Below are 26,660 nucleotides of genomic sequence, written 5' to 3'. Positions count from 1 at the left end.
AAGGGGAGCTGTCTTTCTGTAAGTAAGAGCATAAAAAAATGAAGAGTTATAGGAGAAAGAAGATGAAAAAGTATTTAAAAATCACAATGGTTTGTATTTTATTGGTAGGATTTTTAGCTGGGTGTACCAATAAAAATGAAAATAAAAAGAAACAGAAAAATACCAAAGAAGCCGTTCAACTGATGTCACCCTCGGAATTAACAACGCTCAACACCTCTGTATTATTGGATTTTCCAGATGCTATTGTCCAAACAGCAGCGTTTGAAGGGTTATATAGTTTAGATGAACAAGACCAATTGGTACCAGCCGTAGCAAAAGCATTGCCGACGATTTCAGAAGATGGAAAAACCTACACGATTTCTTTGAGAAAAGAAGCGGTTTGGAGTAACGATGATCCTGTCACAGCGCATGATTTTGAATATGCTTGGAAAAAAATGATTGATCCTAAAAACGGCTTTGTTTATAGCTTCCTCATCGTTGAAACAATTCAAAATGGTGCAGAAATCTCAGCGGGGAAATTAGCACCCAATGAACTAGGTGTCACAGCTGTGGATGATTATACATTAAAAGTGACGCTCAAAGAGCCAAAACCCTACTTTACGTCCTTGTTAGCTTTTCCTACATTTTTCCCGCAAAATCAAAAAGTAGTCGAACAATTTGGTGCGGACTATGGAACTGCTAGTGATAAAGTCGTCTATAATGGTCCGTTCGTGGTAAAAGATTGGCAGCAAACAAAGATGGACTGGCAACTAGCAAAAAATAATCGCTATTGGGATCACCAGAACGTGCGCTCAGACATTATCAATTATACGGTTATCAAAGAAACATCTACTGCATTGAATCTTTTTGAAGATGGACAATTAGATGTGGCTACACTAAGTGGTGAACTGGCGCAACAGAATAAAAATAATACGTTGTATCATTCGTATCCAACAGCGACAATGAACTATTTGCGCTTAAATCAAAAACGGAAAGGGCAAGCAACGCCGCTTGCAAACGAAAACCTGCGTAAAGCATTGGCTTTAGGAATAGATAAAGAAAATCTAGTCAATAATATTATTGCAGATGGTTCTAAAGCTTTACATGGTGCGATTACGGAAGGCTTTGTGGCGAATCCCACAACGGGTCTCGATTTTCGTCAAGAAGCAGGTGATTTAATGGTTTATAACAAAGAAAAAGCGCAAAGTTATTGGAAAAAAGCACAAGCAGAATTAGGAGAAAAGGTTAACGTTGAATTGATGGTAACAGATGATGGTTCTTACAAAAAAATTGGTGAAAGTTTGCAAGGCTCGCTACAAGAACTGTTTCCTGGTTTGACAATAGAGCTAACCGCATTGCCGACCGAAGCTGCATTGAACTTTGGGCGAGAAAGTGATTATGATTTATTCTTAATTTACTGGACACCAGACTATCAAGATCCTATTTCTACCCTGATGACTTTATACAAGGGCAATGATCGCAATTATCAGAACCCTGTCTATGACAAATTATTAGATGAAGCAGCCACAACCTATGCCTTAGAGCCAGAAAAAAGATGGGCGACACTGATTGCAGCTGAAAAAGAAGTGATTGAAACGACTGCTGGCATGATTCCACTTAGCCAAAATGAACAAACAGTCCTGCAAAATGATAAAGTCAAAGGCTTGAATTTTCATACCTTTGGCGCTCCATTAACGTTAAAAAATGTTTATAAGGAAAAATAAAAAGAGAGCCTGGGCTGAAAATCGCTTTTGATTTTCGGCCCAGGCTTAAATCCTGCTTTTTAACCCAAAATTTGTCACCATTTAGCCTTTTCGGGTTTTATCTCGAACGCTTCTGTTCTAATAGTTCAAAATCAGGTGCAGTGTGGGGCTGGGCATATTTTTTCATATATGTCGGCAAGGCTTGACTAATCTTCGTTGGTAAAACAACATAGTCAGTTTTGGCCAAATCATCTCCAATGAGACTGTGTAAGTAGACGGCGCCAGCAATGGTTTCAATTGTCGGCTTAAACTGAGCTAAAAAACCAGCAATGATGCCAGCCAAGGTATCCCCAGTTCCGCCAGTAGCCATCCCAGGGTTGCCACCTGTATTTTGAAAAGGTTCTCCTGCGTGGAAAATTGTTGTGCGATGACTTTTTAAAACAATCGTACTGCCTAATTTTGCTTGTTGGCGCTGGTTATTTGCCAGTGTTTGTTGCTCGATAGGTAAGTGACTCAAACGTTGCCATTCTATTTGATGAGGTGTGAAAACAACTTTTTCAGGATAGGTAAGGGAAAAATTGCCTTGGCTAAACAGGGTAATTGCTGAGCCATCGATAATTAACCATTGTTGTTTTTGATGTTGGGCGAGTACCATCTTTAATATTTGTTGTGCAGTAGCATCTAAGCCTAAACCTGGACCAATTAAAATAACTTCCGCTTGCTCTACGACGTCCGTCAGAAGGACTGTTTCTTCAAAGCCCACGACCATCGCTTCTGGGCATCTTGCATGTAAAGCCCCGTGGTTTTTAACATCAGTAATCACAGTGGTGAGACCAGCGCCACTATTGATACACGCTTCGGTACTCATGATGATGGCTCCGCCATATTGACGGTTTCCTCCGATTAATACGACACGCCCAAAATTGCTTTTATAAGAGTCGGAGGGGCGTTGAGTGATGACTTCCTCTAAAATGTCCTTGCTTAAATAGCGCATTCTATCACTCCTTTTCTTGGGATTTCTTTGTTCTCAGTATACTACAAGAGCCCCGAAAAAATCAGTTTATTTAATGTTAAAAGTTACTCTATTGAAGGCAATGAGGTGTATAATAAGGACCAGATAAATGAGTTAGGAGAGTGAAACAGATGGAAGAGAAAAAAACATTTTATATGAGTGGCTACGTAGGAATTGCGAGCTTATTAGTTATTTTAATTGCGGGAATTGGTTTATTTATTTATGGAGCGAGTCATACCAATGGTGTTCTTGTTGTTTTAGGTATTATTTTGTTAGTTGGGGCTATTTTATTTTTAAGTTCCTTAACCATTGTTAGTCCCAACCAGGCGAAAGCTATTTTATTTTTTGGTCGCTACTTAGGTACGATTAAAGAAAATGGGTTGTTTATTACCATTCCATTTACGCAAAAAATGAACATTTCTTTGAAAGTACGAAATTTCAATAGTTCTCTATTAAAAGTCAATGACTCTGACGGGAATCCAATCGAAATCTCTGCGGTCATCGTTTTTCGGGTAGTCGATACAGCTAAGGCGTTATTTAATGTCGATTATTATCAAGACTTTGTGGAAATTCAAAGCGAAACGGCAATCCGGCATGTAGCAACACAATATCCTTATGACACTTTTTCAGATAATGATGTAACTCTGCGAGGAAATACCGAACAAATTTCCGAGGAGTTAACCAAAGAATTGCAAGAACGCTTAGCAGTGGCTGGTGTAGAGGTTATCGAAACACGGTTGAATCATTTAGCTTATGCAACTGAAATAGCTAGCTCCATGTTGCAAAGACAGCAAGCAAAAGCAATCTTAGCGGCCCGACAAACAATTGTTGAAGGTGCGGTAAGCATGACACAAATGGCCTTAGAACAGATTGAAGAAGGGCAAGAAATTAATTTTACCGATGAACGAAAAGTACAACTTATTAATAATTTACTAGTCTCAATCATTACTGATAAGGGCACACAACCAGTTATTAATACAGGCGACGTTTCTTCTTAAAGAGGAAGCAACGCTAAAAATAGCAAAAAAGAGTCATCTTTCCGATGGCTCTTTTTTTGGAAAACACGAACATTATATAATTTTAATTTATAATATTTCGGTTTTTCTTTGACATCTCTTTTTCTCATTGTTAGAATAACAGTGAAAAAAGGCGGAAGGAGTTATTATATTCATGAAACCATTAGTCGCTGTGATTATGGGAAGTACCTCAGACTGGGCAACGATGAAAGCTGCTTGTCTTGTGTTAGAAGAGTTGAAAATTCCTTATGAAAAACGAGTGATATCAGCACATAGGACCCCTGATTTGATGTTTCGTTTTGCAGAGGAATCACGAACAAAAGGATTGAAGGTTATTATTGCTGGCGCTGGTGGAGCGGCCCATTTACCAGGGATGGTAGCTGCAAAGACAACCTTACCTGTCATTGGTGTTCCAGTTAAAACACGAACATTAAACGGTATTGATTCACTGTTGTCTATTGTGCAGATGCCAGGGGGAGTTCCTGTAGCAACAACTGCGATTGGCTCAGCAGGTGCTACCAATGCTGGGTTATTAGCTGCAGAAATACTAAGTATTGATGATTTACAGTTAGCAGAAAGAATCCAAGCAAGACGACAATCATTGGAAAAAGCGGTTATGGAAAGTGGGGAACAACTTGAATAAACCTTTAAAAGTCGGAGCAACTATTGGCATTATAGGTGGGGGACAGTTAGGGCGAATGCTAGTCATGAGTGGTAAAAAAATGGGTTTCCAAATGATTGTGTTGGACCCAACGCTCAATAGTCCAGCTGGTCAAGTAGCTGACCGTCAAATTGTGGCAGCCTTTGATCAGATATCTGCTTTAACTGAACTAGCAGAGTTATGCGATGTGATCACCTATGAATTTGAAAATATTGAAGTGGCCTCTCTAGAAAAGGCCATTCCACTAGAAAAGCTGCCACAAGGAACAGAATTGTTAAAAATTACTCAAAATCGATTGCTTGAAAAAATGTTTCTTCAATCGATTGGCTGTAAGATTGCCCCTTTTACGGAAGTGAAAAGTCAGAAAGAGCTGCCACAAGCAACAGAAAAGATTGGTTTTCCATGTGTCTTAAAAACTATTCAAGGTGGATACGATGGAAAAGGACAGGTCGTCTTAAAATGCGAAGAGGATTTCTCCCAAGCGACTGAATTATTAGCTAACGCCACTTGTGAATTAGAAAAGTGGGTGCCTTTCACTAAAGAACTTTCAATCATCGTTGCAGGGAATAAGCATGGTTACCAAAGCTTTCCTGCATCTGAAAACATTCATCGAAAGAATATCTTGCATGAATCAATTGTGCCCGCTCGAATTTCTGAGAATGTGCAACAAAAAGCAGCGGAATTGGCGCAACACATTGCTGAGGAATTAAATTTATCTGGGGTTTTAGCTATCGAACTGTTTTTAACGGATTCAGAAGAGTTGTACGTCAATGAATTAGCGCCACGGCCTCATAACTCAGGTCATTACTCTATTGAAGCTTGCTCATTTAGTCAATTTGATGCGCATATTCGAGGAATTAGCAATTGGGGCATTGGGTTACCCCAGTTACTTCAACCAGTGGTTATGGTGAATCTCCTAGGCGAACACTTAGAAAAAAGCTACCAGTTATGCACGTCAAAACCTACTTGGCAAGTCCATTACTATGGAAAAGCCGAATCAAAAGTTGGCAGAAAAATGGGCCACGTCACCATTACAACACCTTGCTTATCAGAAACGTTAAAGGAAATTGAGACTGTTGGTATTTGGAACGTAACTTAATAAATGCTTGCTCCAAGCAAGTTTTTTATTTTTACATTCGACAAACACGAACGATTATTGTTTTTTTATAACTAATGTAAGTTTTTAACTGATGTAAATCAGCTGAGTTAGAAAGAATAGGGTTCATGAAGCTAACGAGAAGAGGGAAAGAATGGAAAAGAAAGCACTTGTGTATACAGGAAAAGCGAAGAAGTTGTATCAAACAGAAAATGCTGCGGTTCTTTTTGTGGAATATCTTGATCAAGCAACAGCTTTAAACGGTCAAAGAAAAGACAAAGTTCTTGGAAAAGGCGCTTTAAATAATCAAATCACTAGTCTTATTTTTGAATATTTACAGCAACAGAAGATTCCCAATCATTTTATCAAAAAAGTATCTGAACACGAACAATTAATTCAGGCCGTAGAAATGATTCCTTTGGAAGTTGTCGTACGTAATTATGCGGCAGGAAGTTTTTCGAAGCGTTTAGCGATTGAAGAGGGCACTAAATTAGTGACGCCCATTATTGAATTTTATTACAAAGAAGATCGTCTGGATGATCCTTTTATTAACGAAGACCATATTCAATTTCTAAAAGTAGCCACTCCTGCTGAAATTGTGGAGATTAAAGCATTGGCTTTACAAATTAATCAGGCGCTTAGTCAACTCTTTCAACGTCTCAATATTTGTTTGATCGATTTTAAAATCGAGATTGGTCGGACGAAGGCCAATCAATTGTTACTGGCAGATGAAATTTCTCCAGACACCTGTCGTCTATGGGATTTAAACACAAACGAACATCTGGATAAAGATGTTTATCGCCGTGAATTAGGAGAAATAGTTCCTGTATATGAAGAAGTTTTACAACGTTTACTAACAGCTAATTGAGGAGGAAGCGCGTATGTATTTTGTCAAAGTCTATGTTACGTATAAAGAATCAATTTTGGATCCCCAAGGTGAAGCGGTTAAGGAAGCAGTCCATCGGCTTGGTTTTACAGAAGTAGCCGAAATCCGTGTCGGTAAGTATTTTGAAATGCACGTCCAGCAGACAGAAGCAATTGAAGAGAAAATTGAACAAATTTGTGATCAACTATTAGCCAATGTAAATATGGAATCCTATCGTTTTGAAATTTTATCTTTGGAGGAAATTTAAATGAAATTGGCAGTGATTGTTTTTCCAGGATCCAATTGTGATGCAGACTTATTGTGGGCTGTCAAAGAGGTGATGGGCGTCGATGCAGAATTTGTCCGACACGATGCCACTTCTTTAGCAAAATTTGATGGCGTGTTATTGCCTGGTGGTTTTTCTTATGGCGATTACTTACGTTGTGGTGCAATTGCTCGGTTTTCGCCAATTATCAATGAGGTGATTCGCTTTGCTACAGAAGGCAAAATGGTTTTTGGCACTTGTAATGGCTTTCAAATTTTAACAGAAATTGGCTTACTTCCTGGCACGTTGCTAAGAAATGATTCGCTTCGTTTTATTTGTAAAAGTGTCCCATTGAAAGTGAATACGCACACAAAGTTTACAAGCGAGTATCCTGAAAATGTTTCGATACATTTACCAGTAGCACATGGCGAAGGGAATTACTATTGTGATGAAAAAACGTTGCAAGAGCTGAAAGAAAAGAACCAAATTGTTTTTACGTATCAAGAAAAGGTGAACGGGAGTCTTGCGAATATTGCTGGTATTTGTAATGAACAGGGCAATGTTCTAGGAATGATGCCTCATCCGGAACGAGCGATGGAAGAATTGTTAGGTTCAACAGATGGACGCAGCTTTTTTGCTTCAATCATTAAAAACTTTGGAAAGGAATTAAGCCAATGATGAATGAACCAACACCAAAAGAAATCAAGGAGACACGGTTGTATGCAGAATGGGGACTAACAGATGAAGAATATCATCAGATTGAGACCATTTTACAAAGAGAACCTAATTATACAGAAACTGGCTTATTTTCCGTGATGTGGAGTGAACATTGCTCTTACAAAAATTCCAAGCCCGTTTTAAAAAAGTTTCCGACGGAAGGGCCACAAGTGCTTCAAGGTCCTGGTGAAGGAGCTGGGATTGTCGATATTGGTGACGGATTAGCTGTTGTTTTTAAAGCAGAGAGCCATAATCATCCTTCTGCAGTGGAACCTTACGAAGGAGCAGCTACAGGCGTTGGTGGAATTATTCGCGATATTTTCAGTATGGGGGCACGGCCGATTGCTTTATTGGATTCGTTAAGATTTGGCGAATTGACGGATACACGAACACGTTATTTGTTTCAAGAAGTTGTGGCGGGGATTAGCGGTTATGGAAATTGTATTGGTATTCCAACCGTTGGCGGCGAAATTGCTTTTGAGCCATGTTATCAAGGAAACCCACTTGTTAATGCTATGTGTGTGGGATTGATTCGTCATGATGAGATTCAAAAAGGCCAAGCAAAAGGCGTCGGAAATAGCATTCTTTACGTAGGTGCGAAAACAGGACGAGATGGAATTCATGGTGCGACCTTTGCTTCAGAAGAATTTAGTGAAGGTGAAGAACAGCAACGATCTGCGGTACAAGTAGGTGATCCGTTTATGGAAAAATTATTATTGGAAGCTTGTCTTGATTTAATCAAAAATCATCAAGATATTTTAATCGGCATCCAAGATATGGGGGCGGCTGGCTTGGTTTCTTCAAGTGCTGAAATGGCATCAAAAGCAGGTTCAGGCTTGATTCTAGAGCTAGATAAAGTTCCACAGAGAGAGACGCAGATGAGCCCCTATGAAATGCTCTTGTCTGAGTCCCAAGAACGGATGTTAATCTGTGTGGAAAAAGGAGCAGAACAGCAAGTTTGTGAATTGTTTCAAACGTATGACTTAGAAGCGGTAGCGATTGGCTCCGTAACAGATGATGGACAGTATCGTGTCTTTCACGGTGGCAAAATAGTCGCAGATGTACCAGTAGATGCTTTGGCAGAAGAAGCACCTGTTTACCAGAAAGCCTATCAAGAACCAGAACGGATGCGTGCTTTTAAAAAATTAGCGCCCTTCATTCCAGAAATTACGAATAGTACGGAATTATTAAAACGCCTATTGCAACAGCCAACGATTGCATCGAAAAAATCAGTTTACGAAACCTATGATAGTCAAGTACAAACGAATACAGTGGTGCAACCAGGAAGTGATGCAGCTGTATTAAGAGTACGGGGCACCAATAAAGCCTTAGCGATGACGACAGATTGTAATAGCCGTTATTTGTATTTAAATCCTGAAATTGGTGGGCAAATTGCGGTTGCAGAAGCAGCCCGTAATATTGTAGCAAGTGGAGCACAACCTTTGGCTATCACTGATTGCTTGAATTATGGTTCCCCAGATAAACCAGAAAGTTTTTGGGAATTATGGACGTCGGCGGATGGAATCGCCGCCGCCTGCCGTCAGCTAGGAACACCCGTGATTTCAGGGAACGTCTCTCTTTACAATGAAACAGATGGTCAAGCCATTTACCCTACGCCGATGATTGGTATGGTGGGAGTGATTGAAGATGTTTCACAAATTACCACACAAGCGTTTAAACAAGTTGATGACTTAATTTATCTCATCGGTGAAACCCACGCAGATTTTAACGGCTCAGAAATTCAAAAAATGCAACTGGGTCGAATTGAAGGGCAATTACGCTCATTTGATTTAAAAGAGGAAAAAGCAAACCAAGAATTAGTTTTAAAAGCAATTCAAGCAGGCCTAGTTGCTAGCGCGCATGATTGCGCTGAAGGCGGCGTTGCCGTTGCTTTAGCCGAGTCGGCTTTTGCTAACAAACTGGGGTTACAGGTGACACTGCCATTAACAAAAGAATATCTATTTGCGGAGACGCAATCCCGTTTTATTCTTTCAGTTAGTCCCCAGCATCAAGAAGCGTTTGAAACACTTATCGGAAGAAAAGCCCAACATATTGGAAAAGTGACTGAAACTGGTTTGGTCATTCATGCGTTAGATGATGTGATCAATTGTTCAACAAAAGAAGCCAAAGCCTTATGGGAGGATGCGATTCCATGTCTTATGAAGCAAAAAGCTTAAATGAAGAGTGTGGTATTTTTGGTATTTGGGGTCATCCTGATGCGGCACAAGTGACCTATTTTGGCTTACACAGCTTACAGCATCGAGGCCAAGAAGGCGCGGGAATTGTGGCGAACAATTCTGGGAAATTAGATGGCCACCGTGATTTAGGTTTATTAGCAGAAGTATTCCAAAAGCAAGAACAACTGAATGCGTTAGAAGGAACGGCGGCTATTGGTCATGTACGCTATGCAACCGCTGGTACGGGTAGCGTGGATAATATTCAGCCATTTTTATTTAAATTTTATGATAGTCAAATTGGGTTAGCACACAATGGCAATTTGACAAATGCCAAGCGTTTACGAAAACAACTAGAAAGAGAAGGAGCTATTTTTCATTCCAATTCAGACACTGAAATTTTAATGCACTTGATTCGAAAAAGCACTGCTGCCTCGTTTCTCGATAAATTAAAAGAGAGCTTGAATTTGGTTAAGGGTGGCTTTGCTTATCTTTTATTAACAGAAACGATGATGATTGCTGCACTGGATCCCAACGGCTTTCGCCCTCTCTCCATCGGACAAATGAACAATGGGGCGTACGTTGTGGCATCCGAAACGTGTGCATTAGAAACAGTTGGGGCTAGCTTTATTCAAGATGTGGCGCCTGGTGAAGTAGTCATCATTTCTGATGAAGGCTTGAAAATAGAGGTTTTCACTACGGAAGTCCAACCGGCGATTTGCGCAATGGAATATATTTATTTTGCACGACCAGATTCAAATATTGCTGGAGTTAATGTGCATACAGCTCGTAAAAGAATGGGGAAGAACTTGGCAATCGAAAGTCCAGTCGCAGCTGATATGGTAATTGGGGTACCAAACTCGTCATTGTCTGCAGCTAGCGGCTATGCAGAAGAAGCACGGATTCCTTACGAACTAGGTTTAGTAAAAAATCAATATGTCGCTCGAACATTCATCCAGCCGACACAAGAATTAAGAGAACAAGGTGTCCGTATGAAACTATCGGCAGTTCGTGGCGTGGTCAAAGGAAAAAAAGTCATTTTAGTAGATGATTCGATTGTTCGCGGGACCACTATTCGACGCATTATTCATTTATTAAAAGAAGCAGAAGCGCAAGAAGTTCATGTCAGAATTGCTTCACCACCATTAAAATATCCGTGTTTTTATGGCATTGATATACAGACGCGGGACGAACTAATTGCGGCAAACTATTCAATTGAAGAAATCAAAGAGCAGATTGGCGCAGATTCGCTGGCTTTTTTGAGTGAAGCAGGGCTGATTGATGGGATTCAATTAAATTATGATGCTCCTTATTCTGGGCTGTGTATGGCTTACTTTAATGGAGACTATCCAACGCCTTTGTATGATTATGAAGAACAATATCAAGCATCCTTGAAAAAAGAAACTAGGAGGAATTGACATGGAAAATGCCTATTCAAAAGCTGGCGTAAATGTTGAGGCAGGATACGAAGTAGTGGAACGAATTCAAAAGCATAGCCAAAAGACACAACGGACGGGAACGTTGGGCATGCTTGGTGGTTTTGGTGGTTGTTTTGATTTAAGCAGTTACAAGCTTAAAGAACCAGTTTTGGTATCAGGAACGGATGGCGTAGGCACAAAGTTACTCTTGGCAATTGAAGAACAGAGACACGAGACAATCGGAATTGATTGTGTAGCAATGTGTGTCAATGATGTCGTCGCACAAGGCGCCGAACCGTTATATTTTTTAGATTATTTAGCGTTAGGGACCGTTAATCCAGCTAAAGTTGAAGCAATTGTTGCGGGTGTTGCGGCTGGCTGTTGTGAGGCGAATGCAGCCTTAATTGGGGGCGAAACAGCTGAAATGCCTGATATGTATGAAGCAGATGCTTATGACGTGGCTGGTTTTGCCGTGGGTATTGCTGAGAAAAGTCAACTCTTGACTCCAAGTAACGTAAAAGAAGGCGATTTCTTGATTGGTCTTCCTTCAAGTGGTCTTCATTCTAATGGTTACTCTTTAGTAAGAAATGTTTTTTTTAAGAAACATTCGTTTAAAACAACGGACAAGCTTCCAGAATTGGCACCCAAAACGTTAGGGGAAGAATTATTAACACCAACAAAAATTTATGTGAAGGAATTATTGCCATTGTTAAAAGCAGGACTCGTGCATGGGGCTGCGCATATTACTGGCGGCGGGTTTTTAGAAAATCTACCAAGAATGTTTTCTTCTTCATTAGCTGCAGAGATTCAATTAAATAGTTGGCCAGTGCTACCAATTTTTAAATTGCTTCAAAAATATGGTGAAATTCCATCTGAAGAAATGTATGAAATTTTCAATATGGGCTTAGGGATGATTTTAGCGGTGAGTCCAGAGCATGTTGAAAAAGTTCAGGAGCTTTTGCCAGAAGCTTTTGAAATTGGTCGTTTGGTACCTAGGAAAACGAAAGCCGTTATTTTTAAGGAAGCCTTATGAAGATAGCTGTTTTTGCATCTGGCAATGGTAGCAATTTTGAGGCGATTGCTGCAGCTTTTTCCCAGAAAAAAATTGCAGGGCAGTTGAGCTTAGTCTTTTGTGACCAGCCTGAAGCCTATGTATTGACCCGTGCCCAAAAACGCAAGATTCCCGTTGTTTGCTTTTCACCATCTGATTTTCCATCTCGTGGGCAGTATGAAGAACAAGTATTGAAACATTTAAAAGAGCATCAGATCGATTTAATCGTGTTAGCTGGTTATTTGAGAATTATCGGCAAGACTTTACTGGAGGCTTATCCAAAGAGAATCGTCAATATTCATCCTTCTCTGTTACCTAGTTTTCCAGGTCTTCACGGAATTGAAGAGGCATTTCATTATGGAGTGAAAATAACAGGAATCACTATCCATTATGTTGACTCTGGGGTTGATACAGGACCGATTATTTTTCAAACAACAACCAAGATTGATACTGAAGATACATTGGACACATTAGCAGAGAAAATTCATGCTCTTGAGCACGAATGGTACCCAAAAATAATTTCACAAATTGTAAAGGAGACAATGAAATGACCAAAAGAGCATTGATTAGCGTTTCAGACAAAACAGGAGTGATAACATTTGCAGCAGGCTTAGTTGCAAATGGCTTTGAAATTATCTCCACTGGGGGAACAAGGACTGTCTTGGAAGAAGCGGGGGTACCGACACTTGCTATTGACGACATCACTGGCTTTCCAGAAATGTTAGATGGCCGTGTCAAAACGTTACATCCGAATATCCATGGCGGACTTTTGGCAAAAAGGGGAAACCAAACGCATCAAAAAGCACTGACTGAACAAGGCATTCAATTTATTGACCTTGTAGTAGTGAATCTTTATCCATTTAAAGAAACAATTTTAAAACCAGCGATCTCTGAAGCAGAAGCGATTGAAATGATTGATATTGGCGGTCCTAGCATGTTACGTTCAGCGGCAAAAAATTATCAAGACGTAACAGCAGTGGTTGATCCTAGTGATTATGAACAGGTATTAAGTGAAATTAGCAGCACTGGAACTAGCCAGTTAGCCACTAGAAAAAGATTAGCAGCAAAAGTCTTTCGTCATACCGCTGCTTATGACGCGCTTATCGCTGACTATTTAACGACGCAAGTGGGTGAAACTGAACCAGAGAAACAGACGCTTACTTATGAACGTAAGCAAACATTGCGCTATGGCGAAAATAGCCATCAACAGGCCACCTTTTATCAATCCGTTGTACCTGTATCATTATCCGTTGCTTCCGCTCGACAACTTCATGGCAAAGAACTGTCATATAACAATATTCGAGATGCTGATGCAGCGCTCCGGATTGCTAGCGAGTTTACAGAACCTACGGTCGTCGCTGTTAAACATATGAACCCATGTGGAATAGGAACAGGAAAAACGATTTTGGCAGCCTATCGTCAGGCATTTGAAGCAGATCCAGTTTCAATTTTTGGTGGCATTGTTGTTTTGAATCGTCCAGTGGACCAAGCGACTGCGGCTGAAATGCATCAAATCTTTTTAGAGATAATTATTGCGCCTAGTTTTGAGGAAGAAGCTCTGGCCCTGTTATCTCAGAAAAAGAATCTTCGTTTGTTAACGTTAGATTTTCATGCTCAAGAAAAAAAAGCGAAGGAATTAGTTTCTGTTATGGGTGGGTTATTAATTCAAGAACAGGATACAGTTGTTGAAAATGACCAAGCATGGCAAGTTGTTACAGAGCGCCAACCCACACCAGCCGAAAGAGACGCCTTGAACTTTGCTTGGAAAGCAGTCAAGCATGTAAAATCAAACGCTATTGTTTTAGCCAATGAAAGCCAAACGGTGGGGATTGGCGCTGGTCAAATGAATCGAATTGGTTCAGTAAAAATTGCAGTTGATCAAGCCCAAGCAGCTGGAAAATTACAAGGGGCCGTCTTAGCAAGTGATGCCTTTTTCCCCATGGCAGATAGCGTGGAATATGCTGCACAACATGGCATTCAAGCAATTATTCAGCCAGGCGGGAGCATTAAAGATCAAGCATCAATTGATCTAGCGAATCATTATGGTATTGCGATGATTTTTACTGGGACTCGTCATTTCAAACATTAATTTTTAAAGGAGAAACCGATGAATATATTAGTGATTGGGCGTGGTGGTCGTGAACATGCAATCGCCAAAAAATTACAGCAAGAAAATAAAGTCAAGACTGTTTATTGTGCACCAGGTAATCCTGGTATGAGTGGTGATAATATTCGGACTGTACCTATCAGTGAAGAGCAGCAAACGGAACTAATTCAATTTGCGAAGGATAATCAGATTGATTGGACATTCGTCGGACCGGAAACGCCATTAATTGAAGGTATTGTAGATGCCTTTCAAGCAGCGGGATTACTGATTTTTGGCCCGACAAAAGCAGCTGCAATAATTGAAGGTTCAAAAAGTTTTGCGAAAGATTTTATGCAAAAATATCAGATTCCAACGGCAGCATATCGGGTCTTTCAACGTTTGGCACCTGCCTTAGAATATATTGAACAGCAAGGAGTACCAATTGTTATTAAGGCAGATGGTTTGGCAGCTGGAAAAGGAGTAGTAGTTGCCGAAACAAAAACAGCCGCAAAACGGGCGCTAGTTGCGATGATGGAGGACCAACAATTTGGAGCAAGCGGTCAAACGGTTGTAATCGAAGAATTTTTGCAAGGAGAAGAATTTTCCTTAATGGCTTTTGTTTCTAATGAGAAGGTATATCCGATGGTGATTGCTCAAGATCATAAGCGGATTTTCGATGGGGATGCTGGGCCGAATACAGGGGGGATGGGCGCTTATACACCAGTGCCTCAGATCCCAGAAGAAGCGGTTCAGCAAGCCATTAGTCAAGTCCTGAAACCGACTGCTAAAGGAATGGTGGCTGAAAAACGTCCGTTTCAAGGGATTTTATATGCTGGTTTAATCCAAACAGCAACTGGCCCCAAGGTTATTGAATTTAATGCTCGATTTGGGGATCCAGAAACACAAGTTGTGTTGGCACGTTTAGAGAGTCCCCTTTCAGAAATAATTTCTTCATTGCTGGCGAAAGAGCAACCAACGATTGTATGGAATGAGTTAGCGAGTGTTGGTGTTGTTGTAGCAGCAGAAGGCTATCCTAATCAATACAAGACAAATCTACCATTGCCTGAAATGTCTGGTGAAACCATCTATTATGCAGGGGTAACTCGTTCAGAACAGGCTCTGGTTTCGGCTGGCGGACGAATCTTTTTAGCAGAAGCAACTGCTTCGACTCTTGAAGAAGCCCGCAAAAAAGTTTATCAAACATTGGATAATTACTCATTTCCTGGAATGTACTACCGAAAAGATATAGGTGTGAAAGGCTTGATTTAGGATTTTCAAAAACAGAGGCAAGGACATTTAATCGAATGTTTCCTTGTCTTTTTTTTATTGCAAATTCAGATAGGGAGGCATAAACTGAAAGTATATCCATCATTAAACTAGAGGAGAAAGCTAAAATAATGAGAGAGAAGCAGATTGAAAAAGTTAGTCAGCGGTTATTTATTGTTACAAGTATTTTAGCAGTCAGTTTACTATTATTAAGTGCGGTGGTATATCCTGATTTACCAGCTCGTGTGCCCATTCATGTGAATTTTTTGGGCAAGGGTAATTCGTTTGGCCCAAGATATAGTATATTTATGTGGCCAGTGGTCCTGTTTGGCTTGAGTATTTATCAACGAAGTTATCAATCAGTACAACCATATGGTAGGTGGCTGAAGGTGTTCTTAATCATTGTTAATCTTGGCGCTTTGTTTAGTATTCTGCGTCTATTTATTCATTTGTTGGTTTGAAGGGGTCGAAAGGTGAGAAAATGAGAAAGTTAATTTTAGTTTTTGTGGGTTGTGCCATGGCCTTTTGTTTATGGCCTAATCAAGCGGAGGCTGTAGCTGGTGGCTATGGCGGTGGACGTGTAGAAAGTCCTAGCGGAGGTAATCCCTCGAATGGTTTTTCGCCAAGCGGTGATGGATCAAGAAGTTATGTTCATCATAACGAGACCGGGACCAGCAACACAACGCCACTGGAAGGCTTAATTTCAACAGTGTTTTTTGTTCTTTTTGGGGGCGCGATGATTTGGCAAAGACGCCGCAGAAATCAACCAGTCGATGAAGGAGCTTTTCAAGAAATGTGGGCAGCATTACCTGGAACATCAAAAGAAAAAAAGGCACTCTTAAAAGAAATACAACAAACGTTTTTAGAAATACAACAAGCGTGGGATCAAGAAAACTTGTCTGTAGTCAAAGATAACTATACAGAAAAACTTTATCAAAAACATCTTGCAGTATTACAAGCAAATCAACAAGCGGGCATCAGAAATCATGTGAAAAAAGTGAAAGTAGCGCCAGCTTCGAATTATCATCCTATTAGTGAAACCAGTTTTTCACTGATGCTTCATTTTTCTTGTATTGACTACGAGGAAGATACTCAAAGCGGTCGTGTTTTATCGGGATACAAGCATCAAAAACAATATTTTTCACAACTTTGGTATTTTGATTACAATCCATCTCTTGGAAAATGGCAAGCAGACTTCATTCAACCTAAAGGATAGTGCTAAAAAGCGCTTGGGGTTTAAACCCCAAGCGCTTTTTTATTCTTCGATGCGTTTTACAAGCTGTATTTTTTTATTTAATACGTAAATCAGGATGCCGCCGACCGTCATTGAAAGAAGTTCACCAAGTCCAACGGTCAACCATGTGTACCAAAAAGGTAACTGATAAAAGAACGTTAAGGGTCCGGCGACAGTGAACATGGACAAAGCAAAAAGAATGGCCGTCAGCATTAGTTTAATCAATAAATTTTGCTGATTTTTTGTCGCAAAATAGGCAATCCATAAGACTGCGCACGTTCCAGCGCTACCGATGACTATATCGATGATACCAAGAGGCGAAGCGGTGTTGGCAATCGCAACCCCTAACGTAATGGACCAGATATATCGCTTGTTAAAAACGCCTAAATAATTAAATAATTCGGCAAGACGAAGCTGTATCGGACCAAAACTAAGCGGAGCGAGAAGTACAGTGACAACAACATACAAAGCGGTAACCAGCGCCATTTTAGCCAACGCCGTAGCTGACCACGTACTGGTTTGTGGATTTGATGAATGATTCATTTAAGATTCTCCTTTATAAAACAACGACGTGTTTTAGTGATAACCATAACCAAAGGAAGGGCAGTAAAGCCAACTGAAGTGTTATGGTGTGAGTTGCCTCACTGTGTTACATGTTACTGAAGAACAGACACTCTGTAAAGTCTTTTTATTTCATGGTCCAACCACCATCAATGGTCATAACTGTGCCATGGATATAATCAGCGTCATCACTAGCTAGAAATAATGAAAGTTTTGCTACCTCTTGTGGCTGTGCCCAACGGCCCGCAGGTGTTTCACTTGCTACCCAAGTAGCCATTTCACCTTCTCCTGCAAAATCAGCTGCGTTCATGGGTGTTTGGATGGCACCTGGCGCAATCGCATTTGCTCGAATGCCTAATTTGGCATAATCGTAGGAAAGTTGTTTTGTATACCCGATGATTGCGTGTTTGGAGGCAGTGTACGCTGCGCCGCCGCCCCCAGCTACTAAGCCAGCGATAGATGCCATATTAACGATTACTCCTTTTTTTTGTTGGAGGAAATAAGGTAATAGAGCATTGGTCACTAAAAAGACACTTTTTAAATTGGTTGCTAAAATTTGATCCCATAAAGCTTCCGAAGTTTCTAGAGAAGGACGATAATCATCTAAAATACCTGCCGTATTTAATAAAATATCAATTTGGCCGTTGTTTTTCACAATTTGTTTCATCGTGGCTTGCACAAATGAGGGAGAAGACACATCACCGACAAAATAAGTAAATGGCTTAGTAGAATCTGGGTTAACCAGTGCGGCTGTCTGTTTTAACCCCGTTTCGTCTAGGTCGATGCCAATAACTTCAGCACCTTGCTCAGCAAAGGCAATTGCTTGTGCTTGGCCAATCCCTGAAGCTGCACCGGTTACAAGCACCCGTTTTGTTTCAAATTCTTTTGGCATAAGAAAAACTCCTTTAAACATTTAAAAATTAAGGTCTGGAAGAACGAGCAATCGCCGTAATCTGCCAGACCTTATGTGTATAATTATGCTTCAACAATCACCCAATCTTCTGCTAAGACATCACAAGGTGTTGGTGAAAACATGCTGTAGCCTTCATCAGAAGTTTTGATTAAAAAATACGGGGTAACTTGTAAAAATTCACCTTCGGAGGTGCCAATTTCATCACGTAATTCAATAAAAAGTTCAAAACCGCTCCAGCCTTTACGTACGGCTTTTTTTCCTGCTTTAATCTGTGGCAATACTTCTTCAAATGTCATTTGATTGTGCTCCTTTTTCGTTAAATGGTAGTTCATGATAGCTTGTTGCACCTTTTTCAATTGTCAACTGACCGTTAAGTAGATCCGTCATTTCAGCTATAAATGTTTCTGTTGCTTGTTCATCTACTAAACAAATTAACTGAATAGACTCTGTGTAAATAGTTTCTTTAAGCGTGTAGGGACTATGTTCCAAAAAGGCTTGGGCTTTTCCTAATAAAGGATAGGCGATCGTAATCAATAGTTCTTGTTGCAATTTGCCAATGACTAAACCAATTTCATCTAAAGTGTTGGAAAGAGCATGACTATATGCTCGGATTAAACCACCAGTGCCTAATTTTATTCCGCCAAAATAACGAGTGACAACAGCCACTACATTGATTAACTCTTTTTTCTTTAAGACTTCCAGCATTGGAACACCAGCAGTACCACTAGGTTCGCCGTCATCGCTGCTCCGCTGAATGTCATTTTTTTCGCCGATCACAAAAGCACTACAATTATGATTGGCTTTCCAATGTTCTTTTTTTATTGCGGCGATAAAGGCTTTTGCTTCTTCTTCTGATGTTACGCGCTTTACAGAACAGATAAACCGCGATTTCTTGATTTCAATCTCGCTGAAACCATCTTGTTTGACTGTAATATAGCTTTCTAACATATGGGCATCCTTTTCTCTCGTAATAAAGTCAGTATAAAAAAGAATCAACTGAATAGCAACTTTTTCTCTCATCTTTTTTGTGAGATTTTTTGGAAAAAAACGTTATAATAAGGTATGATAGAGAAAAGGGAGGCGCTGGAAAATGGTACATACACGACAGAAAAAATATGATACAATTACTCATTATTTGAAAACGAATGGCGGTTCCCAAGTTACCTTGACCTTTACCCAGTTTGATGAATTGTTATTCCCTCATTCTGGTTTACCAAAAACTGCTAAGACAGATGTCGATTGGTGGGCGAACGATTATAAGCATCCAGAAAAGGGCGCTTATGGTTGGTTGAATGCGAGTTACCAAGTAGTTCAAGTGAATTTGGAAAAAGAATATGTGGTATTTAATAAATTACTGAAATCAGCATGGTACGTTTAAACCAAGGTTGTATCCGCTTTAAAAAACAAGAATGATTGACAAAAATTAACTTTACACTATAATATTTTTAATAGATAATGTTGAAAATTGAAAAAGGCAATGGTAAAAGGGGCTGTTAAAATGTCAAAAAAAACAATTATGTTAGTTTGCTCCGCAGGAATGAGTACTAGTTTACTTGTTACAAAAATGCAAAAAGCAGCATTTAATCAAGGCTTAGATGCCCATATATTTGCGGCTTCTGCATCGGAAGCAGACACAAATTTAGAAAATAATCCAGTCGATGTGTTATTGTTAGGTCCACAAGTTCGTTATATGAAGAGTGATTTTGAAAAGCGTCTATCACCAAAAGGTATCCCAACAGATGTCATTAGCATGTCTGATTACGGCTTAATGAACGGGGAAAAAGTGTTGGAACAAGCCTTGGATTTGTTAGCACAAGCAGATAAAAAAGAGTAAAAAGACAAGTTGTTTTTTCGAGAATCTTCGAAAAAGCAACTTGTCTTTTTTTATGACTTTAGTTAATTAGAATTGAGCTGAAGCAGTCATTCTGGTTTATCAGTTCCATAAATTATAGAGCCGAAATTAGTCCTGTGAGCTAGAGAAAGACAACTGTCTTTAATTTTTTACTTTAATCTAGATACTAAAAAAACATACTTAACAATCTATTTTGTGAATAATGAACACCTTTTTCTGTAGTCTAAAAGTAGTAAAAAGTAGTAATTCAAAGAATGATTAACAATATTTTTATATACGAGTCATTATAGTATGGCATAAGCAATTCGAATAACAGACTTATTCAGCAAATAAATGAGAGAGAATTCTGTTTTTGTTGTTTAAAAATAATGAGGTTATTTCATAAGGCATACTTTCTTCATACGTGATTTCTAAAGGACTATCTTTATCAAAAGAAATAATTTGTGAGTCAGGCATTGCAAGTAATATAGGTGAATGAGAGACAATAATAAACTGAGACCCCTCATCAATTAGTTTTTTTATAGATATCATTAAGGCTAGTTGGCGTTGAGGTGAGAGAGCCGCTTCAGGCTCATCTAACAGGTACAGACCATTTCCTCTAAACCGATGGTTCACCAGATTCAAAAAACTTTCGCCGTGTGATTGATGATGTAGGGATTTATCGCCATATTCAGAAAAATCTAAGTCTATATTTTCTGCATATGTAGCGACATTGTAGAAACTTTCAGCTCTTAAAAAGAAGCCATCCGTAGCACGCTTTACACTTTTTCCAACAGTTAAATAATTATGTAAATCCAAGTGAGTATCGTTTGTAGAGAAATTAAAATTAATACTATCGCCTTCAGGATTAAATCCCCAATTGACTGCGATTGCTTCTAATAAAGTGGATTTTCCAGTTCCATTTTCACCTGAAAAAAAAGTAATAGGTTTTTTAAAATTTAGTGAATTAAATTTATTCAGCCCTTCAATTTTTGAAAAAACAGAATCTTCTTCAAAAGCTTTGAGTTCTAGTCTTTTTAAAAAAATATTTTCCATGATAAAGCTTGCTCCTTTCTAGTCTTTTCAAATTAAAGCTTGAATTACTAGATATACTTTAACATTAATTTTTCTTTAAAGGTAGATAAATTTGTTTATAAAAAATCTGCATATAGGTAAGTCGAAAGTAGAAGATTCGTGTAAACAATAAAGCGTATCAAGAGTTTGTTTAGTAGGTAACGACTAGATAAGAATAGAAAGATAACGGTGGGAGATCTCCTTTTTCGCAAAAAAGCTAGAGAAATGCGTATTTTATAAATGAGGTGGTTAACATGGAAGATTTGCATGGACGTAAAATAATTCTTGAAGAAACAGAACCTTCAATACAGACAAAACTGGTTTATTTACCAACAATGTTAGAGCGTTCACCCCTAACAATTCAATGTCAGCGGTGCGGGGAAGTAGTATCCAAAAAAGAAAACAGACTGGCGACAAATGTATACTACTGTCATGCGTGCATTCAATTAGGCCGTGTGACTTCTTGTCAAAAATTTTGTCATTTACCAGAAAGGCCCAATAGCCCAAGAACTGTCTTTTTTGAGTGGTCTGGACAATTAACAAAGGGACAGCAAGCGATCTCAGTTGAACTTTGTGAGACGGTAAAAATAAGGGAGAATCGCTTAGTGTGGGCAGTTACAGGTGCAGGCAAAACAGAAATGTTATTTGCTGTTTTGCACCAAACCTTACAAGAAGGGGGACGAATTGCGCTGGCTTCGCCGCGTGTCGATGTTTGCTTAGAACTGTTTCCCAGAATCCAAGCGGTTTTTCCTCACGAAGCAATTGCTTTACTTCATGGAAACAGTCAAGAAGCGTATCGTTATACGAAACTAGTGATTTGCACCACCCATCAATTATTGAAATTCCATCAAGCGTTTGATTTACTTATTGTTGATGAAGTAGACTCTTTTCCTTTTGTTAATAACGAGCATCTTTATTATGGAGTGCGTAACGCACGAAAAAAAAGAAGTAGTTTGGTGTACTTAACAGCAACCCCTACGAAAGAATTACGGAAGCTTTTACAGCAAAAGAAGTTAGCGGCCAGTATTTTGCCAGCAAGATATCATCGTAGGCCATTACCTGTGCCACGCCGATTTTGGGTTCAGTCGTGGCAACGTATTTCTACCAAAAATATTAAAATCATTGCACATCATTTGAAACGTTTATTGGTGCGTAATTCAGTTTTATTATTTTGCCCAAGCATTCCATTAATTCACCAATTGCATCCATTAATAGCTGAGCGATTTTCCGACAAAGAAGTTGTCGCCGTTTATGGTAGTGATGAACTTCGTCTGGAAAAAGTTCAAGCAATGCGTCAGCAGAAAACGGATATTTTGATCACTACAACCATTTTAGAACGTGGTGTGACTTTTGATGCAGTCTCAGTTATTGTTTATGGTGCTAATCATCGAGTCTTCACTTCTTCAACACTTGTCCAAATTGCGGGCCGAGTCGATCGAAGACAAGAATTCAATTACGGCGAAGTTTTATTTTTACATGATGGGGAAACAAGAGATATGAAAGAGGCGATTCGGCAAATAAAGCAAATGAATCGCTTGGCTAGCAAACGAGGGATGTTAGATGGATTGTAAAAATTGCGCAAGCCCCATTCGTTTGGAGATAACATTAAAAATGCTCTTACGATTTAAAAAATGGGCGAGGCCTTCACTTTGCCAGCACTGCCAAGCAAAGTTCCAGAAACTGCCAATGATAGGCACTTGTTTTGGCTGTAGTCGCGTCAGCCAAGAGCGCTATTGTTTTGATTGTCAAAGGTGGCAGTTGCTTTATCCAGAGTATTCTTTTCATAATGCAGCGTTGTTTCATTATGATGAAGGAATGCAAGAGTGGATGGAACGCTATAAATTTCAAGGAGACTATCGCTTAAGAATGTGTTTTAGTGAGGAAATCAACTTTTACTTTCAGCAACAATCTGCGGACTATATTATTCCGGTACCCTTATCCGAAAAACGAATGCAAGAACGAGGCTTCAACCAAGTAATTGGCTTACTAGAAGCGGCTGATGTTCCGTACAGCCCTTTTTTAATTAGAAAAGAGGAAAATGTTCCGCAATCTAAGAAAACTAGAAAGGAAAGGATGCAGTTGCAACAACCATTTGCCATCCAAAAAGAAAATCAAAAAAAATTAAAAAATTGTTCTATTATTTTGGTGGATGACATCTATACCACTGGACGAACTCTTTTCCACGCAGCTGCTGTTATCAATGACTGTTATCCTAAAAGTTTGAATACGTTTACTCTCGCGCGGTAAAAAGAAAAGAATTCATAAATTTGATGACTATTTTGTTGGCAAAACCCAGATTATTCGATATAATGAAATTAAGAAGAAGGGAATTAAAGAGTGGTCCTTTAATCTTTTCTTTACTGGTAGATGAAAGGGGTAATTGTTATGTTTAGATATAATGTACGTGGAGAAAATATCGAGGTAACCGAAGCGATTCGAGACTATGTTGAGAAAAAAGTCGGTAAATTAGAAAGATATTTCAGCGATTCACCTGAAGCAACGGTTCACGTGAATTTGAAAGTGTACACTGAAAAAACAGCCAAAGTCGAGGTTACTATTCCTCTTCCTTATCTAGTTTTACGAGCTGAAGAAACGTCACCTGATTTATACGCAAGTATTGATTTGGTTGTCGATAAATTAGAACGACAAATTCGTAAATTTAAAACAAAAATCAACAGAAAATCTCGTGAAACAGGACGTAACAATACAAAAGCCGCTGTCTTCTTAGTTGGTGAAGAAACAGAAGAAACACCTTCAGAATTAGACATCGTTCGTACAAAACGTCTATCATTAAAACCGATGGACAGTGAAGAAGCTGTTTTACAAATGAACATGTTAGGACATAACTTCTTCATTTTTGAAGATGCTGAAACAAATGGAACAAGCATTGTTTACCGTCGTAAAGATGGCAAATATGGCTTGATTGAAACAGACTAAAGCTTAAAATAAGAGCTGAAATGCCTTCGTGCATTTCAGCTCTTTAAACATCTTTAAAGCACAGAGTAAAGAAAAAATAAAGAAATACATAAAATAACTTTAAAAGTTCCTCTTTTAAAGGAAAATGTCTGTAAAATAGAGAGAAATGGTTTTCTTTCTCGTCAAGTAATGATAAAATAAAACGGATAGATTGTGCTTCTTGTACAAAAAGGATACAAAAATAAAAAGAGGTAATTGAAAGGAACACAGATACCAATGGCAAATTTTTTGAAAAAAATGATTGAAAACGATAAAAAAGAATTAAGACGATTAGAAAAAATCGCCGATAAAATTGATGCACATGCAAGTGCAATGGAACAACTAAGCGATGAACAATTACGTGAAAAAACAGATGAATTTAAAGCCCGTTATCAAAAAGGGGAAACCTTAGACGAACTATTACCAGAAGCGTTTGCGGTTGTCCGTGAAGCTGCTAAACGAGTACTAGGTTTATTCCCATACCGTGTCCAATTAATGGGTGGGATTGTGCTTCATGACGGGAACATTCCTGAAATGAGAACAGGTGAAGGGAAAACCTTGACTGCCACAATGCCTGTATACTTGAATGCACTATCTGGCGAAGGAGTACACGTTGTTACAGTTAATGAATACTTAGCAACCCGTGACTCTAACGAAATGGGAGAATTATATAATTTCTTAGGCTTAAGCGTTGGTTTAAACATTAACTCTAAATCTTCTGATGAAAAACGTGAAGCGTATAACTGTGATATCACTTATAGTACAAATAACGAATTAGGATTTGACTATTTGCGTGATAACATGGTTGTTTATCGCAGCCAAATGGTTCAACGTCCATTAAACTATGCAATTGTCGATGAAGTGGATTCAATCTTAATTGATGAAGCAAGAACCCCATTAATTATTTCTGGACAAGCTGAAAAATCGACAGCACTCTATACGCGTGCCGATAATTTTGTCAAACGCTTAAAAGAAGACGAAGATTACAAAATTGATATTCAGTCTAAAACAATTGGCTTAACAGAAGCAGGGATTGAAAAAGCGGAACAAACTTTCGGATTGGATAACCTTTACGATATTGAAAATACAGCATTAACGCACCATTTAGATCAAGCGTTACGGGCAAACTATATCATGTTACTAGACATTGATTACGTGGTTCAAGACAATAAAGTCTTAATTGTTGACCAATTTACTGGTCGTATCATGGATGGTCGTCGTTATTCTGATGGCTTGCATCAAGCGATTGAAGCAAAAGAAGGCGTCGAAATTGAAGATGAAACAAAAACAATGGCGACGATTACGTTCCAAAACTACTTCCGGATGTACAAAAAACTAGCCGGGATGACTGGTACTGCTAAAACAGAAGAAGAAGAATTCCGTGAAATTTACAATATTCAAGTCATTCAAATTCCAACCAATCGTCCAATTATCCGTGACGATCGTCCAGATTTACTTTATCCAACCTTAGAAAGTAAATTTAATGCAGTGGTGGAAGATATTAAAGAACGTTACCACAAAGGACAACCAGTGTTGGTGGGGACTGTTGCGGTAGAAACGTCAGAATTACTTTCTGATAAATTAAACGCAGCTAAAATTCCTCATGAAGTATTAAATGCGAAAAATCACTTTAAAGAAGCTGAAATCATTATGAATGCCGGTCAAAAAGGCGCAGTTACAATTGCAACAAATATGGCTGGTCGTGGAACGGATATTAAACTTGGTTTAGGTGTACTTGAACTAGGTGGTCTAGCAGTTATCGGGACAGAACGTCATGAGTCACGTCGTATTGATAATCAGTTGCGTGGACGTGCAGGACGTCAAGGGGATCCAGGGGTTTCACAATTTTATTTATCTTTAGAAGATGACTTAATGAAACGCTTTGGTTCAGAACGAATTAAAACATTCTTAGAACGAATGAATGTGCAAGAAGAAGATGCAGTTATTCAAAGTAAAATGTTTACTCGCCAAGTAGAATCTGCTCAAAAACGTGTGGAAGGAAATAACTATGATACACGTAAAAATGTCTTACAATACGATGACGTGATGCGCGAGCAACGTGAAGTTATTTATGCGCAACGACAAGAAGTGATTATGGAAGAAAATGACTTGTCTGATGTATTGATGGGCATGGTAAAACGGACGATTGGCCGAGTGGTGGATAGCCATACACAATTAGAAAAAGAAGAATGGAATTTAGATGGGATTGTCGATTTTGCAGCCTCAACACTTGTCCATGAAGATACGATTTCTAAAAAAGATTTAGAAAATAAATCAGCTGAAGAAATCAAAGACTACTTAGTGGCACGTGCGCAAGAAGTATTTGAAGAAAAATCTCAACAATTGAATGGCCAAGAACAATTGCTAGAATTTGAAAAAGTAGTCATCTTGCGTGTTGTCGATACTAAATGGACAGATCACATTGATGCAATGGATCAATTACGCCAATCTGTCGGCTTACGTGCGTACGGTCAAAACAACCCATTAGTAGAATATCAAACAGAAGGTTATTCTATGTATAACAATATGGTGGGTTCAATCGAATATGAAGTAACACGTTTATTCATGAAATCGGAAATTCGCCAAAATGTCCAACGTGAGCAAGTAGCTCAAGGACAAGCGGAACATCCAGAAACAGAACAAGATGCAGCTGCACAAAGCAACACAAGTGCGAAGCGTCAACCTGTGCGTGTAGATAAAAAAGTGGGCCGTAATGATTTATGCCCATGCGGAAGTGGCAAAAAATTCAAAAATTGTCATGGAAGAAACGCTTAATTAAAGAA

27 protein-coding genes are annotated in these 26,660 nt (G+C 39.0%); 21 read left to right on the top strand and 6 right to left on the bottom strand.

Annotated features, from left to right (window positions below):
* The first annotated feature begins 62 nt into the window (after positions 1-62).
* Entirely contained in the window at positions 63-1,703 is a 1,641-nt protein-coding gene (locus tag IGL90_RS07510; RefSeq protein ID WP_002360129.1) for a peptide ABC transporter substrate-binding protein, read from the top strand.
* A gap of 97 nt (positions 1,704-1,800) precedes the next feature.
* On the opposite strand, the gene IGL90_RS07505 is transcribed toward IGL90_RS07510, so the two are convergent.
* On the bottom strand, positions 1,801-2,676 hold the full coding sequence (locus tag IGL90_RS07505; protein WP_048737082.1) for an NAD(P)H-hydrate dehydratase: 876 nt from the start codon (positions 2,674-2,676) through the stop codon (positions 1,801-1,803).
* A 149-nt stretch (positions 2,677-2,825) separates the two neighbouring features.
* On the opposite strand from IGL90_RS07505, the gene IGL90_RS07500 reads away from it, so the two are divergent.
* The 14 genes from IGL90_RS07500 (at position 2,826) to IGL90_RS07435 (ending at position 16,525) form a co-directional block, all read left to right on the top strand.
* Positions 2,826-3,692, top strand: coding sequence for an SPFH domain-containing protein (locus tag IGL90_RS07500; RefSeq protein ID WP_002357267.1), 867 nt, complete (start codon positions 2,826-2,828; stop codon positions 3,690-3,692).
* Positions 3,693-3,864: 172 nt separating this feature from the next.
* Complete coding sequence (gene purE, locus IGL90_RS07495) at positions 3,865-4,353, top strand: 5-(carboxyamino)imidazole ribonucleotide mutase (protein WP_002365766.1); 489 nt, start codon at positions 3,865-3,867, stop codon at positions 4,351-4,353.
* Complete coding sequence (purK, locus tag IGL90_RS07490) at positions 4,346-5,470, top strand: 5-(carboxyamino)imidazole ribonucleotide synthase (protein ID WP_048737080.1); 1,125 nt, start codon at positions 4,346-4,348, stop codon at positions 5,468-5,470. Before purE ends, purK begins: the two co-directional genes overlap by 8 nt.
* Before the next feature lie 151 nt (positions 5,471-5,621).
* The gene (gene purC / locus IGL90_RS07485) at positions 5,622-6,335 is read left to right on the top strand and encodes a phosphoribosylaminoimidazolesuccinocarboxamide synthase (RefSeq protein WP_002361953.1); all 714 of its coding nucleotides are present in this window, start codon (positions 5,622-5,624) and stop codon (positions 6,333-6,335) included.
* Between the two features lie 13 nt (positions 6,336-6,348).
* Complete coding sequence (gene purS, locus IGL90_RS07480) at positions 6,349-6,600, top strand: phosphoribosylformylglycinamidine synthase subunit PurS (RefSeq protein WP_002357271.1); 252 nt, start codon at positions 6,349-6,351, stop codon at positions 6,598-6,600.
* Entirely contained in the window at positions 6,601-7,275 is a 675-nt protein-coding gene (gene purQ / locus IGL90_RS07475) for a phosphoribosylformylglycinamidine synthase subunit PurQ (RefSeq protein ID WP_002357272.1), read from the top strand.
* On the top strand, positions 7,272-9,491 hold the full coding sequence (purL, locus tag IGL90_RS07470; RefSeq protein ID WP_048737078.1) for a phosphoribosylformylglycinamidine synthase subunit PurL: 2,220 nt from the start codon (positions 7,272-7,274) through the stop codon (positions 9,489-9,491). Before purQ ends, purL begins: the two co-directional genes overlap by 4 nt.
* Entirely contained in the window at positions 9,467-10,906 is a 1,440-nt protein-coding gene (gene purF / locus IGL90_RS07465; RefSeq protein WP_048737076.1) for an amidophosphoribosyltransferase, read from the top strand. Before purL ends, purF begins: the two co-directional genes overlap by 25 nt.
* A gap of 1 nt (position 10,907) precedes the next feature.
* The gene (gene purM, locus IGL90_RS07460) at positions 10,908-11,939 is read left to right on the top strand and encodes a phosphoribosylformylglycinamidine cyclo-ligase (protein WP_048737074.1); all 1,032 of its coding nucleotides are present in this window, start codon (positions 10,908-10,910) and stop codon (positions 11,937-11,939) included.
* Positions 11,936-12,508 (top strand): phosphoribosylglycinamide formyltransferase, encoded by a 573-nt coding sequence (gene purN, locus IGL90_RS07455; protein ID WP_002360141.1) that lies wholly within the window; start codon positions 11,936-11,938, stop codon positions 12,506-12,508. The genes purM and purN overlap by 4 nt, the downstream gene beginning before the upstream one ends.
* Positions 12,460-14,046, top strand: coding sequence for a bifunctional phosphoribosylaminoimidazolecarboxamide formyltransferase/IMP cyclohydrolase (gene purH, locus IGL90_RS07450; protein WP_373419654.1), 1,587 nt, complete (start codon positions 12,460-12,462; stop codon positions 14,044-14,046). Before purN ends, purH begins: the two co-directional genes overlap by 49 nt.
* A gap of 18 nt (positions 14,047-14,064) precedes the next feature.
* Positions 14,065-15,312, top strand: a complete 1,248-nt coding sequence (purD, locus tag IGL90_RS07445; protein WP_048737069.1) for a phosphoribosylamine--glycine ligase — start codon at positions 14,065-14,067, stop codon at positions 15,310-15,312.
* A 128-nt stretch (positions 15,313-15,440) separates the two neighbouring features.
* Positions 15,441-15,770: a DUF1648 domain-containing protein gene (locus IGL90_RS07440; RefSeq protein WP_048737068.1), complete on the top strand. Its 330-nt coding sequence runs from the start codon at positions 15,441-15,443 to the stop codon at positions 15,768-15,770.
* 20 nt (positions 15,771-15,790) lie between these two features.
* Positions 15,791-16,525: a TIM44-like domain-containing protein gene (locus tag IGL90_RS07435; RefSeq protein WP_082153256.1), complete on the top strand. Its 735-nt coding sequence runs from the start codon at positions 15,791-15,793 to the stop codon at positions 16,523-16,525.
* 39 nt (positions 16,526-16,564) lie between these two features.
* Here the strand turns inward: IGL90_RS07435 and IGL90_RS07430 are convergent, their stop codons facing one another.
* From IGL90_RS07430 to IGL90_RS07415, 4 genes are all read right to left on the bottom strand, one after another.
* A complete protein-coding gene (locus IGL90_RS07430) occupies positions 16,565-17,086 on the bottom strand; it encodes a QueT transporter family protein (protein ID WP_002385866.1) in 522 nt (173 codons plus the stop codon).
* Positions 17,087-17,231: 145 nt separating this feature from the next.
* Positions 17,232-18,017, bottom strand: coding sequence for a 3-oxoacyl-ACP reductase (locus IGL90_RS07425; protein WP_048737066.1), 786 nt, complete (start codon positions 18,015-18,017; stop codon positions 17,232-17,234).
* Between the two features lie 62 nt (positions 18,018-18,079).
* The gene (locus tag IGL90_RS07420) at positions 18,080-18,313 is read right to left on the bottom strand and encodes a DUF2829 domain-containing protein (protein WP_002357284.1); all 234 of its coding nucleotides are present in this window, start codon (positions 18,311-18,313) and stop codon (positions 18,080-18,082) included.
* On the bottom strand, positions 18,303-18,965 hold the full coding sequence (locus IGL90_RS07415; RefSeq protein WP_048737064.1) for a YigZ family protein: 663 nt from the start codon (positions 18,963-18,965) through the stop codon (positions 18,303-18,305). Before IGL90_RS07415 ends, IGL90_RS07420 begins: the two co-directional genes overlap by 11 nt.
* A gap of 142 nt (positions 18,966-19,107) precedes the next feature.
* On the opposite strand from IGL90_RS07415, the gene IGL90_RS07410 reads away from it, so the two are divergent.
* Positions 19,108-19,395, top strand: coding sequence for a DUF7662 domain-containing protein (locus tag IGL90_RS07410; protein WP_002357286.1), 288 nt, complete (start codon positions 19,108-19,110; stop codon positions 19,393-19,395).
* A gap of 120 nt (positions 19,396-19,515) precedes the next feature.
* The gene (locus IGL90_RS07405; RefSeq protein WP_002364074.1) at positions 19,516-19,851 is read left to right on the top strand and encodes a PTS sugar transporter subunit IIB; all 336 of its coding nucleotides are present in this window, start codon (positions 19,516-19,518) and stop codon (positions 19,849-19,851) included.
* A 336-nt stretch (positions 19,852-20,187) separates the two neighbouring features.
* Here the strand turns inward: IGL90_RS07405 and IGL90_RS07400 are convergent, their stop codons facing one another.
* The gene (locus IGL90_RS07400; RefSeq protein ID WP_048737062.1) at positions 20,188-20,904 is read right to left on the bottom strand and encodes an AAA family ATPase; all 717 of its coding nucleotides are present in this window, start codon (positions 20,902-20,904) and stop codon (positions 20,188-20,190) included.
* A 272-nt stretch (positions 20,905-21,176) separates the two neighbouring features.
* Here IGL90_RS07400 and IGL90_RS07395 point away from each other — a divergent pair, with 272 nt between their 5' ends.
* The 4 genes from IGL90_RS07395 (at position 21,177) to secA (ending at position 26,652) form a co-directional block, all read left to right on the top strand.
* On the top strand, positions 21,177-22,493 hold the full coding sequence (locus IGL90_RS07395) for a DEAD/DEAH box helicase (protein WP_024041558.1): 1,317 nt from the start codon (positions 21,177-21,179) through the stop codon (positions 22,491-22,493).
* Positions 22,483-23,169, top strand: a complete 687-nt coding sequence (locus IGL90_RS07390; protein WP_010777679.1) for a ComF family protein — start codon at positions 22,483-22,485, stop codon at positions 23,167-23,169. The genes IGL90_RS07395 and IGL90_RS07390 overlap by 11 nt, the downstream gene beginning before the upstream one ends.
* Before the next feature lie 138 nt (positions 23,170-23,307).
* Positions 23,308-23,859: a ribosome hibernation-promoting factor, HPF/YfiA family gene (gene hpf, locus IGL90_RS07385; RefSeq protein WP_002357293.1), complete on the top strand. Its 552-nt coding sequence runs from the start codon at positions 23,308-23,310 to the stop codon at positions 23,857-23,859.
* A gap of 255 nt (positions 23,860-24,114) precedes the next feature.
* Positions 24,115-26,652 carry a preprotein translocase subunit SecA gene (secA, locus tag IGL90_RS07380; protein WP_002381826.1) on the top strand — a complete coding sequence of 846 codons (2,538 nt, stop codon included), beginning with the start codon at positions 24,115-24,117 and terminating at the stop codon, positions 26,650-26,652.
* Positions 26,653-26,660: the final 8 nt, after the last annotated feature.

The organism is Enterococcus sp. DIV1307a (genome assembly GCF_050537425.1).
Lineage (GTDB): Bacteria > Bacillota > Bacilli > Lactobacillales > Enterococcaceae > Enterococcus > Enterococcus faecalis.
The sequence above is the reverse complement of the archived record's forward strand: the minus strand, read 5'-3'. Positions and strand labels throughout refer to the sequence as shown.